Below are 12970 nucleotides of genomic sequence, written 5' to 3'. Positions count from 1 at the left end.
ACCGGTCACGAACTCCCCCATGGCCGCCACTTCCTGACTCCCGAGTCGGGCTCCCCTACCTGAGACGAGACAGCGCGGCCGTCTGTGACAAGGGCGGGACGGCCGTGTCCGCCCGCCACCCTCCAGGACGCTCCGCGGTCCGGAGCCGCCGAGCGGGCAGACCCGCGTCAGACCGCTCCCGGCCGCTGTCACAGCCCGCCGGGGCCACCTCGTCTCCAGAGGTGTCATCACCGACCCCAAAGGGAGATCACCATGGAAGCCCGGCTGAACCACCTCACCAACCCGCTCTCGGCGAAGCTCCTGAAGCACCTGGTCTCCGCGGGCAGGATCGTGTCGGACTCGGCTCTGCCCGCCGCGACGCAGCAACTGGCGGCGCTGCGGGTCAGCCAGATCAACGGCTGCGCCGTCTGCGTCGACATGCACACCAAGGACGCCGCGCACGCGGGGGAAACGTCGGTGCGGCTCAACCTGGTCGCGGTCTGGCGGGAGGCGACGGTCTTCACCGAGGCCGAGCGGGCCGCGCTGGAGCTGGCCGAGCAGGGCACCCGCGTCGCCGACGGCGCCGGGGGCGTCAGTGACGAGGTCTGGGCGAACGCCGCCGAGCACTACGACGAGGACCAGCTCACCGCCCTCGTGCTCCTCGTCGCCTTGATGAACGCCGTCAACCGGCTGAACGTCATCACCCAGCAGCCCGCCGGCGACTACCAGCCCGGCCAGTTCCAGGCGGCCCACTCCGCACACCACTGAAGGGTCTCACGGACGTGCGGCCCGCCCGCCGCCGGGTCGTACCGCGCGGCCGGGGGTCCTACTCGTGGGGGAGCAGGTAACGCCACGACAGCGCGATGGGCTCGCCGGTCGACGTCCGATAGACGTGCCAGGATCCGTCACCCGGGATCAGCCGGGCGATCGCGTGCGCCTTGCGGCCCTTGTAGTCCTCGCGGTTCGCGCTCGCCGAGTGCCCCTGCGTCTCGGGTGGCAGGGGCACGCCCTCCGGCAGGGGCTCGGCGTTCGCCGCAGGGGTCGTGACCCGCTCGGCGGACAGCCGAACGCGGTCGGCGGAGTAGCTCCGGCCCCGCGCGGCGACGCGGTCGGCCAGGCCGGCGAGGCGATCGCGGGCGGTGACGATCGCGGCGTCGTAGCGGTCCGCGCCGGCGTCCAGGTACGGCACGTGCACCTCACGCATCCCGCCGCCGTCGTCGACGCCGAGAACCGTCGTGGGCATGTCATGGACCCGCACCGATCCCGGCCGCGGCGAAGCGGTGGCGGGCTGCCCTGCCAGGTCGTGGTCCAGGGCCTCGACCAGGGTTTCGACCTCGGCAGGTGGCAGGCGCAGCTCGTACGCGGCGTCCACGACGGCCAGGCCGTCGGCATAGACCACCAGCCTCGGAGGGCGGACGGCCGGCAGGCCGGGGGCCACCCGACCACCCACACGCAGCCACTCGGCGACAGGACGCCGCGCGGGGCCGGACGAGACCGGCTCGGGAGCGGGCCGGCCCGTCCGCTCCGGACTCGTCCCGGTCCCGGCCTCCTGAACTCCCGGTCCGCCGCACGCCGCGAGCGCCAGCACCAGTACGACGACCCAACTCCATCTCATACCCCAGAAGACGATCACCGTCGGGGCCCGGTTCACCCGTCGGGTCACGACGCCGTGCTCTGGACGTCCCTACGTGCTCAACGTGCCATGCCGCCCCTGAACGTCACGGCCGGAGCAGGGCGCGGACGGCCCGCTCGGCCTCCGGGGGAGCGGTGGCGATGACCGCGTCCAGCGTGGTGCGGGCTGGTCGCCGGCTCCCTCGCGGTGTCGGCGGTCGGCTTCCTCCTGTTGGCGCTGCTCGACCAGGAAGCGGGCCTGCCCCTCCTGATCGCCGGCATCGTCGTCGTGTACGTCGGCCAGGGCCCGATCATGGCGTTGGGCACCGACCTCGTCGTGGGCTCCGCTCCTCCCGAGAAGGCCGGGTCCGCCGCCGCCATGTCGGAAACGAGCACCGAACTCGGCCTCGCCCTGGGCGTCGCCGCCCTGGGGAGCGTCGGGGCCGCCGTCTACCGGCACACCGTGCCCGGCGCCCTTCCCGCCGACCTGCCGCCGGAGACGGCCTCCGCCGTCCGCGACTCGATCGAGGCCGCCGTCGCCGCCACCGCGCACCTTCCGCCCGCCCTGGCGCAAGCAGTCATGAGCTCCGCCAGGGCGGCCTTCTCCTCCGGCCTCAATCTCGTCGCCGGGATCGGGGCGGCCGTCACCCTGGTCCTGGTCGTTCTCGCTCTGGCACTCCTCCGCACGCGGACCCCCGTTCCCGAGCCCGGCCCTGCCGAAGCTCTCGACCAGGGCGTCGGACCCGCCCAAGAGCCGCGTGATCAAACCCGGTGAACGCCTGGCAGGGCCCGTTCGGCAACCGGCCAGGACCGGTGTGCTCGCTTCGGCGGCCGGCGAGGGCGCCAGGTCTGTGCGGCGAGCAGGAGGCCACGTCGTACGGCTCGACGCATGAACGCGAGAGCCTCCGCTCGTTTACGGCCTGGGGCTCGGGGCAGTGGCCCGTCCATGGCTACCCTCCTCTGGATCATCGCTGTCATCCTCGTCGTCTCCGGCATCTACGTACTCCTGGCCCGTCGCGACCTCCTTTGGGGCATCGTTCTGATCGTCGTCGGGCTGCTGGTCGGTCCCGGCGGGGTGAGCATCTTCAACGTCTGACCCCCACCCAGGCCCCGGCCGCCTTCCTCCAAGTGCGGCCGAGGACCTGGCGCCCAACCCGCTCGGCGTGGAGGGCTGCGCCAGAGGGCATACGGCTGACGCCGGTCATGGAGAGGTGGTGAAAGCCTTCGACAGGCCGGTCACGTCCAGGACCCTGCGCAACATGCCGTGTACGTGGGTCAGCTCCATGTGACCGCCCGCCGCGAGGAGGCAGCTCTGCGCGTGGAGCAGGGCCTCCAGCCCGTTGGAGTCGCAGAATTCGAGGCCTGCGGTGTCGATGGTGAGGCACGTGCAGCCCTTCTCCAGGGCGGTGTCCACGAGCGGTTGGAGAAGCGGCGAGGAGGAGAGGTCGAGATCGCCGTCCAGAATCAGCGCACCGGCAGGGGCATGGACGACCAGGCGTAGGTCCAGTGTGTTCATCGAAGACATCACCTCGTGATGTGGCGTCGCGTACGGGTGTGTCCCCGTACGGACCGAACCACCCCTACAGGCTACGCCTCGGCGTTCCTCACCATGGAAGCTCTACCGCGCGGATCGTTTACTTCGGGCACGCCGGGTAGTGGACCCGCGAAAAGGCTCCCCAAAGGGAAAGGAAACCGCCTGGAGCTGACCGATATGCAGGTGTTCAATTCTCTGAAAAAGAGGACATCATGATCATCGTTGGGATAATCCTCTTGCTGCTGGGGTGGCTGCTAGGCATCTCGGTGCTGTACACCATCGGTGTCATCGCCATCGTCATCGGCCTGGTCCTGCTCCTCCTGGGCTTCATCGGCCATCCAGTCGCCGGCCGACGGCACTGGTTCTGACGATCAGGCCCGACCCGGGCCCGGCCTCCCCGATCGACGCGCGAAGCCGCCCCTACCCCGGTAGGGGCCGGGACAGGAGGTCTCCCCCTGTCCCGCCCCCGCCCCGCCCCTCTGCCTGCGGCCGACGAAGAGCGGTTGGACTACCTACCTGAGGGTCGTCGCTCGCGCCTTGGCCGCGTTCTTGGACGACGTCTTACCGGTCATGGGAAGGCAGGGCGGCGTCTGGAAGACGACGCCGTCCAGGAAGTTGCCGATCGCCGGGTTGCCGCCGGCGGCCGACACCGACTCGAAGGCGAAGCGGGTGACGGTCTGGCCGGCAGGGACGACGTACGTGCCGGTGTAGTGGCCCCAGGCGGTGTTGCCGTCGGAGATGTCGGGGGAGGAGGCCCCGTCCGGGGTTTGCGCGGTGGTGGCGCCCGGCGCGCCGATGAGGACGCGCATCACGTCGGTCCCCGCCCTGCCTCGGTGGTACAGCGACCAGGTCATCACGGTTCCTGGAACGGTGGGGACGTCCTGGTAGAGCGTGGAGACCTCGTTGGCGTTGAGTTCGGCGAACTGCTGGCCGTCCGCGGCCGGGACGCCGCTGGAGCTGTTCCAGAACTCCAGCTTGCGGTCGGAGGCGGTGGTGTGCCAGCCGACACTGGGGTTGGTGGAGGCGTCGGGGATGTTCCAGTCGTACCGGTTCACGGCGGGTGCCTCGAAGCTGCCGTTGACCAGGTTGATGGGCTTGCGGGTGCAGGTGACCGTGACGGTGACCGTGGCGGTGCTGGTGCCGCAGGCGGTCTCGATGGTGTACGTGAAGGTGTCGGTGCCGGCGCGGTCCTTGTCGGGCGTGTAGACCAGTTTGTCGCCGGAGATCTTCACGGTGCCGTGGGCGGGCTGGGTGACCCTGCTGATCGTCGGGGCCGTCCCGGTGTCGTTGGCCAGCACGGGCACGGTGACGGCGGTGTCCTCCGTGGTGGTGGCGGTGTCGTCGGCGGCCCTGGTGGGTGAGATCGACTGCCCGTCGACGATCTGGATCGCGGGCGCGGCGGTGTTGTTGCCGAGCTGGCCGGGAGCGGCGACGACGCTGCTGATCCCGCTCGGCCGGATGGTCATGCTGCGCCCGACGGTGCCCTGCCTGACCTGGAAGGTGATGACCGTCGGCGCCGGGTCGGTCTTGGTGCCCGGCGACTGGACGCTCAGGGTGTTGCCGCTGAGGGCGCCGTTCCGCACCTGCCCCACCACCTGGGCGTTGGCCAGCAGGGACGACAGGTCCCACATGGTGGTGTAGGTGCGGACGAGCAGCGGCCACTGGGCCGTGCGGTGCGTCAGCGTGAGGGTGAAGGTGCCGCCCGGCGCGATCTGGCCGCCCCACAGGGAGGGGGAGGTGGTGACCGAGATGGAACCGCTGCCCAGGCGCATGCCGAGCGCGTTCTTCCAGTAGTACTCGACCGGGTAGTTGGCCTGTCCCTGCCGGACGCAGGGCGTGCCCGCGGCTTGGTGGACCGGCTTGCGCGGGGTGGCGTCGGCGACCGCCCGCGTCTGGGACGCGGCGGGGGCCGCCGCGAGCAGGGGGATCATGAGGGCGCCGGTGAGGGCTGCCGCCGCCAGGGCCTTGACCCGGGTGGGAAGGCCGCGCGGGGGACGTGGTGTGGGGTTCAACTAGCCATCCTCGCTGTGAGTAGTTGGCAAATAACTATCTGTAGTCATCGGGGGAACGCAAGAGATTTCGCGAGTCGCTATCAAGCGCCTGGCGGTACGGCGGTCAGGAGCGGGGAAGGAGCGGCCCGAGGGGACCGAGGTCGATGTTGAGGTCGGCCGGAGTCAGGTCGAAGCGCTCGCACAGCTCCGCCATGGCCTCCTCCAGACGCATCAGCGTCAGGCCCAGCACCTCCACCTGCTCGTCCGACAGGTCCCCCTGCTCCATCCGCCGGATGGACTGGCGTTCCACGAGCTGGCGGATGAGTTCGACGAGTGTCAGGACGAGGCGGGACAGGTCCCGCTCCACGGCCTCGCGGTCGGCCTCGATGTGCAGCCGCCTCGACGGCACGCGGTCCGCCCGGCGGGCGCTCTCCACGTTCCTGATCTCATTCACCGCGACGCGCGCCCACGATCGTGTCGGACTCCCGCACGGACATGACCAGGGCGCGCAGGGAGATGCGGACGAGGTCGATGTCGGCGATCGACAGCACGAGGTCGCCGCTGACGACCACACCGCCCGCGAGCAGCCGATCCAGCAGGTCCACAAGTGCCACCCGCTCGGAGGGCAGACGGCCCTCACGGGCGAGCACGCCGCCGCGCGGCTCAGGGTACGTCATCACGCGCCTCGCTCTCCGCGCTCTCCAACGGCTCGACCGGCGTGGTGAAGGAGTAGGGCGCCCACGGACCCGTCAGCTCGACGTCGACGCCCTCCCCGCGCAGTTCCTGGACGAGTCGTCCGAGCTCCTGGGATCGTGCCGCGTCGACCAGGTAGGCGCCGTTGAGGACCATCCACTCCGCGCGGCCGGTGAGCTGCGGGTCCTGGGCACGGTGGCGGCAGCTCGCCACGGCGACGGCGCTCAACGTGTCATGGATCCGTTCGGCCCGCGCGACCGCCTGGCGCCAGGCTTCCTCGCGAGTCTGGAGGCTGGCCTGCCGCCTCTTCAGGTACGCCGTGCCCGGACTGCTCGCAGCGGCCGTCTCCTCCGCCGAGGGCGCCGCCGATGGGGCGACGAACACCTTGACCCCCCATTCGTCGTGACCGGCGATGCGGGACAGCACCTCGACGAAGTCGTCATGCCGCCGCTCCAGAAGCTCTCGGACCTGTGCTTCGTCGCGGTAGACCGTGACCAGCCGAACCGGAGCGGTCGGCGCCCTCTCCGCCACCGCCTCCACCACCCGGTGGTGGGCGCGGGCGGTCTCACCGAGCCAGTCGAGGTCCTCCAGCGACTCCCGCAGCGGCTCCTCGCCGAACTCCGTCAGCGAAACGGCGCTCACGTACGCCGCGAGACCGGCGTGGGAGATGGCCCGCACCGGCCCGCCCGCCACCCCGGTCAGGCCCTCCAACGGCGGGGCGTCCCGCGCCAGGGCGACCGCGTAGAGGTAGGTGCCCACCACGTCATTCATCGGGCCGCTCCTCCCACCGGGGCTTCCTGACGCGTTCCGGCTGCTCCGGCTCGCGGGGCCGCGTCCTGGCGCTCTCCACTCTCCCCGGCAGCGCGCGGCGCGTGCCCTCCGCGGTGGCGAGCTCCCTGCGGAGCCTGCGGTTCTCCTCCAGCAGTTCCTGGTTCTTCCCGGTCAGCCAGGGGTCGTGCTCCCACCAGTCGATGCCCATCTCCCTGGCCGTGTCGACCGATGCGATGATCAACCGGAGCTTGATGGTCAGCAGCTCGATGTCCAGGAGGTTCACGCGGATGTCACCCGCGATCACGATCCCCCGGTCGAGGACCCGCTCCAGAATGTCGCCAAGGTTCGCCGGCTCCCGGCTGGTGGGACCGTAGGAGTGGCGAATCATCGGGCTCGATTCGGTCATGTCGCCGTTGCCTCACGCGTTGTCGCTGCTCCCGCGCCTGTAGCGCCGCTTTCTCTGGTAGGCGATCAGATTTCCCTCCCTGTCCAGCTCGGCCTGGTAGAGCGCGAGGATGTCGCCGGACGAGGGGATGCGACGATCCTCGACCACCTCGACGTCGACCATCCAGCCGTTCTCGACCGCCTGCACCCGTGTGGCGCCTTCCACCTCCCTGGCGGTCAGGTCGGAGATGTGCCGCAGCCCGGCCGCTCCGGCGGCCATCGCCGACAGGACGCGGGTGCCCACGCCGGCCCGCTCCTTGCGCTCCGCCTCGTCGCGTCTGGCAGGCACACGATCATCCCCTCTCCTGTCCGCCGGTCACCGTGCCGGCACCCACGGGACCCGATCGGCCGGTCATCTGCCGGAGGAGCAGCTCCATCTCGCGGGCCGCGTCCTCCTCCGACATCGCGCCGACGGCCTTGAGTCGTTCGATCTCCTCCAACCGGTGCCGGACCACGACCGGGTCCCGCACCTCGCGCTCGACCTGTTCCCGGATCAGCTCGCCCAGCTTGACCACGCCCTTGACGGGAGCCGCCGGCCAGCCGAAGAGCAGGCTGATCAGCCCCATCAGACACCTCCCCGCGCGGACGCCACGAAGTCGTACGCGGCCATCGGGCCCAGCAGACGGAAGTCCACCCGTCCCGCCCACCGCCCGGCGAAGTCCGCCACGACCTGCTCGAGCTCGGCCTGCCGGTCCTTCTCCATGAGAAGCGCCAGGTGGATGGCGTCCTCCTCGTGGGAGGGCGCCCGCACGGCGGCGAGCACGCTCACCGGCTCCACCGCCTCGAGGACCGCGTCCGTGTCGGCCTCGCGCTTGGCGGCGATCGCATCGTCGACCAGTTCCCCGAGTTCCACCCGCAGGTCTCGGGCCGCTTCTTCGCCCACCTCGCGGATCTGGTCGCGAAGTTTCGCGGCCTCGGGGTACTCGTCGAGCACCTCCCACAGCACGGCCTCCTCGACGTAACGGCCCTTGACGACGTACTGGGCCCGTCCCTCCATCTCCTGCAGCGCGTGGAGGAACTCGTCGTGATGAGGGGCGAGCAGCTCGTCGACGACCGCCTCCGGGCTCGATACGACCGAGCCGAACCGCAACGGCAGCACGGGGACCTCGGCCGCCGTGGCATCCAGCAGCTCTTCGTGCCCGAGGAGGTCCTCGGGGGTGCCGAGCGGGCGGTCGAGCGCGACGTCGCTCACCAGAGCGGCGATCTCGCCGTGTGGGATGGACGTGACCTTGGCCTTCGCGCCGTCGCCGACGCCTTGAGCGTCCTCGGCCACCTCGACATCCTCCGGGACGAGGCCGTAGACGTACACGCCGACGGCTGGTTCGGTGGCGGCACCCATGTCAGCGCTCCTCTCTCTCCTGCCACCGCGCTTCCCGGCGTTCCTCTCCGCGGTCGCCGACGAGGTCGTGCAGCTTCTCTCCGGCCGCCTCGAGCACGCCTTGAGCGATGTCCTTGCTCCTGCTGCCGATCTGTCCCTGTTTCGCGGCCTGCACCATCTCGGGAACGCCTGGCGGCTTCGACTCGGCGAGGTCCAGCCGGTTCACGGCCTCGGCGAAGCGCAGGTAGGTGTCCACGCTGGCGACGACGATGCGCGCGTCGATGGTCAGAATCTCGATGCCGACGAGCGAAGCTCTGACATACGCATCGATGACGAGCCCCTTGTCCAGGATCGTGTCGATGACGTCGGCCAGACTCGATGCAGATGGGCCTCTGGCCACTCCCCCCGCCGCGGGTTGGACAGTCATGCCTCTCCCTCTTCCTCATGATCTGTCGCCGGCGGTGTCCTGTCATTACCGCCGTTCTGTCATGACCGCCGGGCGACCGGCCTGCGACGTACCGGTCGTGACGTGGGTCCCTCCGCGTGGACCGGCCGTTCCGGCCGCTCTTCGCGTTCCATCCGCGGACGGCGCTCCCGGGCGGTCTCTTCCTCTCCCCCTTCCGCTTCCGGTTCCTCCTCTGCCATCGCCTGCGGCTCTTCCTCCTCAGGCTCCTCTTCTTCCTCGGCTTCTTCGCCCTCTTCCGCCGGCACTTCCTGCTCTTCGGCCCGCTCCTCCTTCAGAGCGGTCTCGTGGTCCTTGACGACCTCGCCATCGTGGATCTCGCCGCGCCAGCCGTCGTCCACCGCCTCGTCCGGGTGCATCATGGTCGCGGTCATCACGTGCCGCGCGAAGTGCTTGAGCTCCAGGCGCGCCCGCCTGCCCTGGGCCCGCCACAGGTTGCCGACATGCTCGACGACGCCCTGCGGGTGATACTCGAGTACGAGCACGACCCGGGTCAGCTCAGGCGCGAGCTCGTGGAAGGTCACGGCGCCGTCGACACGGCCCTTGGCGCCCTTGGACCGCCAGATGATCCGCTGGTCGGGCACCTGCTCGACGATCGTCGACTCCCACGTCCGCCGGGAGAAGAAGACGCGCGCCTGCCACATGAGTTTCTCGTCGGAGGACTGCTCCACCATCTCGACCTTCTTCATGAAGTTCGGGAACTGCTGGAACCGCGTCCACTGGTTGTAGACGACCCGCACCGGGGCGCCGATGTCGACCTCTTCGACGATGTTGGTGAGCTTGAGCTTCTTGGCCTTGTCCTTGCCCTTCTTCCCGCCACCGGTCAGCAGTTGCCGGCCGCGCTCGAAGAGCCCGCGGGCCACTCCCTTGACGGCTCCCGTGACGGCGTCCTTCGATACCGACCCGCCGCCCGGCTTCCCGGTGAGCGCGGACACGAGGCCCGTTCCGGTTCCCTCCGCGTAGTCGGTCAACCGGCCGGTGACGCCCTCGACCTTGTCCGCCAGGGACACCAGCGACCGTTCCGCCACGGCCTGGGCCAGGTTTCGCAACTCGTTCGTCAAGTGCTGCGTCGGCAACTCCCGGACCAGCTCCCGGACCGGGCCGGCCTTCGTTTCCTGAGTCACCCGACTCACCTCCGGTTCCTGCCGGCCAGGCGCGACTCTCGCAGGGTCTTGACCGCCTCTTCGCGCATACTCCCGCGGGAAGGCTTCCGCTCGGGTGCCTCCTCCTCGTAAGGCTCTTCTCGTGCGTACTTCTCGCGTGTCTCCCTCTCTCCCTCGTCTCCGGCTCTCTGCCTGGGGACGGAGGGAGCGCGCAACGACTCCGCGCGATCGTGGAGTTTCGAGCTGAGAGTGTCGATCTGCTTGCTCGTCGCGGCGACGGCGGCCGCCTTGCCGACCTCCAAGAGGTCGCCGCGGAGACGCCCGACGATGTTCTCGATCTCGGGCGACGTGCCGAGCACCTTCATTCCCTGCTCAAGCAGGCCGCCATCGCCCTGTCGCCGCATCTTCCCCGCCACGCCTGCCGCGACCAGAGCGGTCGCCAACCGCAGCTTGTGACGCCGGCCGAGGTAGTACCCGGCGATGATGGCCAGTGCCACGCGGATGCTGTCTTTCATGATTGGTGCTCCTCGCTCTCCTGCCTCGCCCGTCCCGGCGGCACGCCGTGCGGGGAGAAACCTGGGCAGGAGTGCTGCTTGTGGAGAGATCAACCAGAGCCCTGTGAGCCCTGCAACCAAGTACCGCCTCTACCCGTCAATCCGGACAAACAAACACATATCGGTCATCCTGGATACAGGTCAGGCGCTGCCGCCCTCCTGGTCCCGCGCCGCCCGGGCGCGTAACGGCCCGTTGCCCGGGCAGTGAGGATTTGTCGATCCCCGGACTCCGGACAACACGCAGTGACAAGGAGGCCGATATGGCTCGGAACGAAAAGATCAAGGGCAAGGCCGAAGAGGTCGAGGGCAGGGCCAAGGAACGTCTCGGTGAGGCCACCGGCAACGAATCCCTGCAGGCCAGAGGGCATGGGAAAAAGGTCAAGGGCAATCTCAGGCAGGCAAAGGAGAAGGTGAAGGACGCCTTCGAGAAGAAGTGATCCGGCTGCCGTACAGGCCGTGGGGGGGGGGGGGGGGGGGGGGGGGGGGGGGGGGGGGGGGGGGGGGGGGGGGGGGGGGGGGGGGGGGGGGGGGGGCGGGGGGGGGGCCCCCCGGGGCGGTGCCCCCGGCCGGGGCGACGGCCCGGGCCGGCCCCCCGCCGCCCCCCCCGGCCTCCCCAAACCCCCGCCCGGCCCCCCCCCCACGGCCTGTTCAAGATGAGCGGGTCGGATGGGCCGGTCGCGGGCTGAGCGGCGTGGCTTCTGGGGGCTCGGCGTCGATTAGGCCTTCGGTGCAGGGGGAAGTCCATGTTCGTGTCCCCCCGGCAGTCGGCGGGAGGGGGACATGTCGTGGCCGGGATCGACGAGCAGCCGGTGCCCGCGACCCCTGTGCGGGCCGGTCGCCGGGCCAGGGCCGGGCGGTTGATCGTTTCTTGGCTGTCCACCACCGACCACAAGGTGGTCGGGTATCTCTACCTCACGACCAGCTTCACGTTCTTCCTCCTGGCCGGTGTCATGGCGATGGTGATCCGCGCCGAGTTGCTCGGTCCGGGGCTGCAGGTGGTCACGCGGGAGCAGTTCAACCAGCTCTTCAGCATCCATGGCACGATCATGCTGCTGCTGTTCGCGACGCCGCTCTTCGCCGGGTTCGCCAACTTCGTCATGCCCCTGCAGATCGGCGCCCCGGATGTCGCCTTCCCCCGGCTGAACATGGTGGGTTACTGGTTGTTCCTGTTCGGCGGGCTCATCGTGGTCAGCGGCTTCCTGGTGCCCGGCGGGGCCGCCCCCTTCGGCTGGACCGCCTACACTCCGCTGTCGACGCTCGAGTTCACCCCCAGCCCCGGCATCGGCGGGGACCTGTGGGTGATGGGGCTGGCACTCAGCGGGCTGGGCACCATCCTCGCCTCCGTCAACTTCATCACCACCATCATCTGCATGCGAGCGCCGGGCATGACCATGTTCCGGATGCCGATCTTCACCTGGAACACCCTGCTGACCAGCATGATGGTGCTGCTGGCGTTCCCGGTGCTGGCGGCGGCGCTGCTGGTGCTGGAGTCGGACCGCAAGCTCGGCACCCATGTCTTCGACGCGGCCAGCGGTGGCGCGATCCTGTGGCAGCACCTGTTCTGGTTCTTCGGCCACCCCGAGGTGTACATCATCGCGCTGCCGTTCTTCGGCATCGTGACCGAGGTGATCCCGGTGTTCAGCAGAAAACCGCTGTTCGGCTACCTCGGGATGATCGGCGCCACCATCGCGATCGCCGGGCTGTCCATGACCGTGTGGGCCCACCACATGTTCGTCACCGGGCAGGTGCTGCTGCCGTTCTTCTCGCTCCTGACGTTCCTCATCGCGGTGCCGACCGGGGTGAAGTTCTTCAACTGGACCGGCACCATGTGGCGCGGGCACCTGTCCTTCGAGACGCCGATGCTGTTCTCCGTCGGCTTTCTCGTGACCTTCCTGCTCGGCGGGCTGACCGGCGTCATCCTCGCCTCACCGCCGCTGGACTTCCACATCAGCGACACCTATTTCGTCGTCGCCCACTTCCACTACACGGTCTTCGGCACCGTGGTGTTCGCGATGTTCGCCGGGTTCTACTTCTGGTGGCCGAAGATGACCGGCAGGATTCTGGGCGACAGGCTGGGCAAGCTGCACTTCTGGGCGCTGTTCATCGGATTCCACACGACGTTTCTCATCCAGCACTGGCTCGGCATGGTCGGCTTCCCGCGCCGGTACGCCGACTACAGCCCGGCCGACGGATTCACCACGCTCAACGCGATCTCGTCGAGTGGCGCGTTCCTGCTCGGGGCCTCGACCCTGGTGTTCCTCCACAACGTCTACCGGACCTACCGCCACGCCCCCGCGGTGACCGTGGACGACCCGTGGGGCTTCGGGAACTCCCTGGAATGGGCCACGTCCTGCCCGCCGCCGCGGCACAACTTCACCTCGCTGCCCCGCATCGGCTCCGAGCGCCCGGCCTTCGACCTGCACCATCCCCACACCCGCGGACCACAACTGTCCGCGGAGCCACAGGCGGAGATCCCGCCGACGTGACCGGCCGCCGCGACGCCGGAACC

At 69.7% G+C, this 12970-nt stretch carries 19 protein-coding genes; 6 read left to right on the top strand and 13 right to left on the bottom strand.

Annotation, left to right across the window (positions count from 1 at the left end; translation table 11 throughout):
- Positions 1-252: 252 nt before the first annotated feature.
- Positions 253-747, top strand: a complete 495-nt coding sequence (locus tag ACZ6S0_RS33585; protein WP_465923329.1) for a carboxymuconolactone decarboxylase family protein — start codon at positions 253-255, stop codon at positions 745-747.
- A gap of 58 nt (positions 748-805) precedes the next feature.
- Here the strand turns inward: ACZ6S0_RS33585 and ACZ6S0_RS33580 are convergent, their stop codons facing one another.
- Positions 806-1594 (bottom strand): hypothetical protein, encoded by a 789-nt coding sequence (locus ACZ6S0_RS33580; protein WP_465923328.1) that lies wholly within the window; start codon positions 1592-1594, stop codon positions 806-808.
- 204 nt (positions 1595-1798) lie between these two features.
- Here ACZ6S0_RS33580 and ACZ6S0_RS33575 point away from each other — a divergent pair, with 204 nt between their 5' ends.
- Together ACZ6S0_RS33575 and ACZ6S0_RS33570 are read left to right on the top strand one after the other, a co-directional pair.
- Entirely contained in the window at positions 1799-2365 is a 567-nt protein-coding gene (locus ACZ6S0_RS33575; RefSeq protein WP_465923327.1) for a hypothetical protein, read from the top strand.
- A 171-nt stretch (positions 2366-2536) separates the two neighbouring features.
- Positions 2537-2686, top strand: a complete 150-nt coding sequence (locus ACZ6S0_RS33570) for a GPGG-motif small membrane protein (RefSeq protein ID WP_465923326.1) — start codon at positions 2537-2539, stop codon at positions 2684-2686.
- Between the two features lie 105 nt (positions 2687-2791).
- On the opposite strand, the gene ACZ6S0_RS33565 is transcribed toward ACZ6S0_RS33570, so the two are convergent.
- Positions 2792-3106, bottom strand: coding sequence for an STAS domain-containing protein (locus ACZ6S0_RS33565; protein ID WP_465923325.1), 315 nt, complete (start codon positions 3104-3106; stop codon positions 2792-2794).
- A gap of 230 nt (positions 3107-3336) precedes the next feature.
- Here ACZ6S0_RS33565 and ACZ6S0_RS33560 point away from each other — a divergent pair, with 230 nt between their 5' ends.
- Positions 3337-3492, top strand: a complete 156-nt coding sequence (locus ACZ6S0_RS33560; RefSeq protein WP_465923324.1) for a DUF6131 family protein — start codon at positions 3337-3339, stop codon at positions 3490-3492.
- A 144-nt stretch (positions 3493-3636) separates the two neighbouring features.
- Here ACZ6S0_RS33560 and ACZ6S0_RS33555 read toward each other — a convergent pair whose 3' ends face one another.
- The 11 genes from ACZ6S0_RS33555 to ACZ6S0_RS33505 all read right to left on the bottom strand — a co-directional run bounded on the left by ACZ6S0_RS33555 (position 3637) and on the right by ACZ6S0_RS33505 (position 10422).
- A complete protein-coding gene (locus tag ACZ6S0_RS33555) occupies positions 3637-5136 on the bottom strand; it encodes an Ig-like domain-containing protein (protein WP_465923323.1) in 1500 nt (499 codons plus the stop codon).
- Positions 5137-5239: 103 nt separating this feature from the next.
- Positions 5240-5569 carry a gas vesicle protein K gene (locus tag ACZ6S0_RS33550; RefSeq protein WP_465923322.1) on the bottom strand — a complete coding sequence of 110 codons (330 nt, stop codon included), beginning with the start codon at positions 5567-5569 and terminating at the stop codon, positions 5240-5242.
- Positions 5562-5792 (bottom strand): gas vesicle protein, encoded by a 231-nt coding sequence (locus tag ACZ6S0_RS33545; RefSeq protein WP_465923321.1) that lies wholly within the window; start codon positions 5790-5792, stop codon positions 5562-5564. Before ACZ6S0_RS33545 ends, ACZ6S0_RS33550 begins: the two co-directional genes overlap by 8 nt.
- Entirely contained in the window at positions 5779-6579 is an 801-nt protein-coding gene (locus tag ACZ6S0_RS33540) for a GvpL/GvpF family gas vesicle protein (protein WP_465923320.1), read from the bottom strand. Before ACZ6S0_RS33540 ends, ACZ6S0_RS33545 begins: the two co-directional genes overlap by 14 nt.
- A complete protein-coding gene (locus tag ACZ6S0_RS33535; protein ID WP_465923319.1) occupies positions 6572-6985 on the bottom strand; it encodes a gas vesicle protein in 414 nt (137 codons plus the stop codon). The genes ACZ6S0_RS33540 and ACZ6S0_RS33535 overlap by 8 nt, the downstream gene beginning before the upstream one ends.
- A 12-nt stretch (positions 6986-6997) precedes the next feature.
- Positions 6998-7312: a gas vesicle protein GvpO gene (gene gvpO, locus ACZ6S0_RS33530; RefSeq protein ID WP_465923318.1), complete on the bottom strand. Its 315-nt coding sequence runs from the start codon at positions 7310-7312 to the stop codon at positions 6998-7000.
- A gap of 4 nt (positions 7313-7316) precedes the next feature.
- Entirely contained in the window at positions 7317-7589 is a 273-nt protein-coding gene (locus ACZ6S0_RS33525) for a gas vesicle protein GvpG (RefSeq protein WP_465923317.1), read from the bottom strand.
- Complete coding sequence (locus tag ACZ6S0_RS33520; protein ID WP_465923316.1) at positions 7589-8362, bottom strand: GvpL/GvpF family gas vesicle protein; 774 nt, start codon at positions 8360-8362, stop codon at positions 7589-7591. Before ACZ6S0_RS33520 ends, ACZ6S0_RS33525 begins: the two co-directional genes overlap by 1 nt.
- Before the next feature lies 1 nt (position 8363).
- Positions 8364-8768 (bottom strand): gas vesicle protein GvpJ, encoded by a 405-nt coding sequence (gene gvpJ, locus ACZ6S0_RS33515; RefSeq protein ID WP_465923315.1) that lies wholly within the window; start codon positions 8766-8768, stop codon positions 8364-8366.
- A 59-nt stretch (positions 8769-8827) separates the two neighbouring features.
- On the bottom strand, positions 8828-9928 hold the full coding sequence (locus ACZ6S0_RS33510) for an SRPBCC family protein (protein WP_465923314.1): 1101 nt from the start codon (positions 9926-9928) through the stop codon (positions 8828-8830).
- A 5-nt stretch (positions 9929-9933) separates the two neighbouring features.
- Complete coding sequence (locus tag ACZ6S0_RS33505; protein WP_465923313.1) at positions 9934-10422, bottom strand: hypothetical protein; 489 nt, start codon at positions 10420-10422, stop codon at positions 9934-9936.
- Between the two features lie 299 nt (positions 10423-10721).
- Here ACZ6S0_RS33505 and ACZ6S0_RS33500 point away from each other — a divergent pair, with 299 nt between their 5' ends.
- Positions 10722-10898 (top strand): CsbD family protein, encoded by a 177-nt coding sequence (locus ACZ6S0_RS33500; protein WP_465923312.1) that lies wholly within the window; start codon positions 10722-10724, stop codon positions 10896-10898.
- 306 nt (positions 10899-11204) lie between these two features.
- The gene (ctaD, locus tag ACZ6S0_RS33495; protein WP_465923311.1) at positions 11205-12947 is read left to right on the top strand and encodes an aa3-type cytochrome oxidase subunit I; all 1743 of its coding nucleotides are present in this window, start codon (positions 11205-11207) and stop codon (positions 12945-12947) included.
- Positions 12948-12970: the final 23 nt, after the last annotated feature.

The sequence above is a fragment of the Nonomuraea sp. NPDC051298 genome (assembly GCF_055586305.1).
The sequence above is the reverse complement of the archived record's forward strand: the minus strand, read 5'-3'. Positions and strand labels throughout refer to the sequence as shown.

Coding starts and splice junctions, on each gene's coding strand:
- ACZ6S0_RS33585 (WP_465923329.1), top strand. CDS start 253: ATGGAAGCCCGGCTGAACCACCTCACCAACCCGCTCTCGGCGAAGCTC.
- ACZ6S0_RS33580 (WP_465923328.1), bottom strand. CDS start 1,594: ATGAGATGGAGTTGGGTCGTCGTACTGGTGCTGGCGCTCGCGGCGTGC.
- ACZ6S0_RS33570 (WP_465923326.1), top strand. CDS start 2,537: ATGGCTACCCTCCTCTGGATCATCGCTGTCATCCTCGTCGTCTCCGGC.
- ACZ6S0_RS33565 (WP_465923325.1), bottom strand. CDS start 3,106: ATGAACACACTGGACCTACGCCTGGTCGTCCATGCCCCTGCCGGTGCG.
- ACZ6S0_RS33560 (WP_465923324.1), top strand. CDS start 3,337: ATGATCATCGTTGGGATAATCCTCTTGCTGCTGGGGTGGCTGCTAGGC.
- ACZ6S0_RS33545 (WP_465923321.1), bottom strand. CDS start 5,792: ATGACGTACCCTGAGCCGCGCGGCGGCGTGCTCGCCCGTGAGGGCCGT.
- ACZ6S0_RS33540 (WP_465923320.1), bottom strand. CDS start 6,579: ATGAATGACGTGGTGGGCACCTACCTCTACGCGGTCGCCCTGGCGCGG.
- ACZ6S0_RS33535 (WP_465923319.1), bottom strand. CDS start 6,985: ATGACCGAATCGAGCCCGATGATTCGCCACTCCTACGGTCCCACCAGC.
- ACZ6S0_RS33525 (WP_465923317.1), bottom strand. CDS start 7,589: ATGGGGCTGATCAGCCTGCTCTTCGGCTGGCCGGCGGCTCCCGTCAAG.
- ACZ6S0_RS33520 (WP_465923316.1), bottom strand. CDS start 8,362: ATGGGTGCCGCCACCGAACCAGCCGTCGGCGTGTACGTCTACGGCCTC.
- gvpJ (WP_465923315.1), bottom strand. CDS start 8,768: ATGACTGTCCAACCCGCGGCGGGGGGAGTGGCCAGAGGCCCATCTGCA.
- ACZ6S0_RS33505 (WP_465923313.1), bottom strand. CDS start 10,422: ATGAAAGACAGCATCCGCGTGGCACTGGCCATCATCGCCGGGTACTAC.
- ACZ6S0_RS33500 (WP_465923312.1), top strand. CDS start 10,722: ATGGCTCGGAACGAAAAGATCAAGGGCAAGGCCGAAGAGGTCGAGGGC.
- ctaD (WP_465923311.1), top strand. CDS start 11,205: ATGTTCGTGTCCCCCCGGCAGTCGGCGGGAGGGGGACATGTCGTGGCC.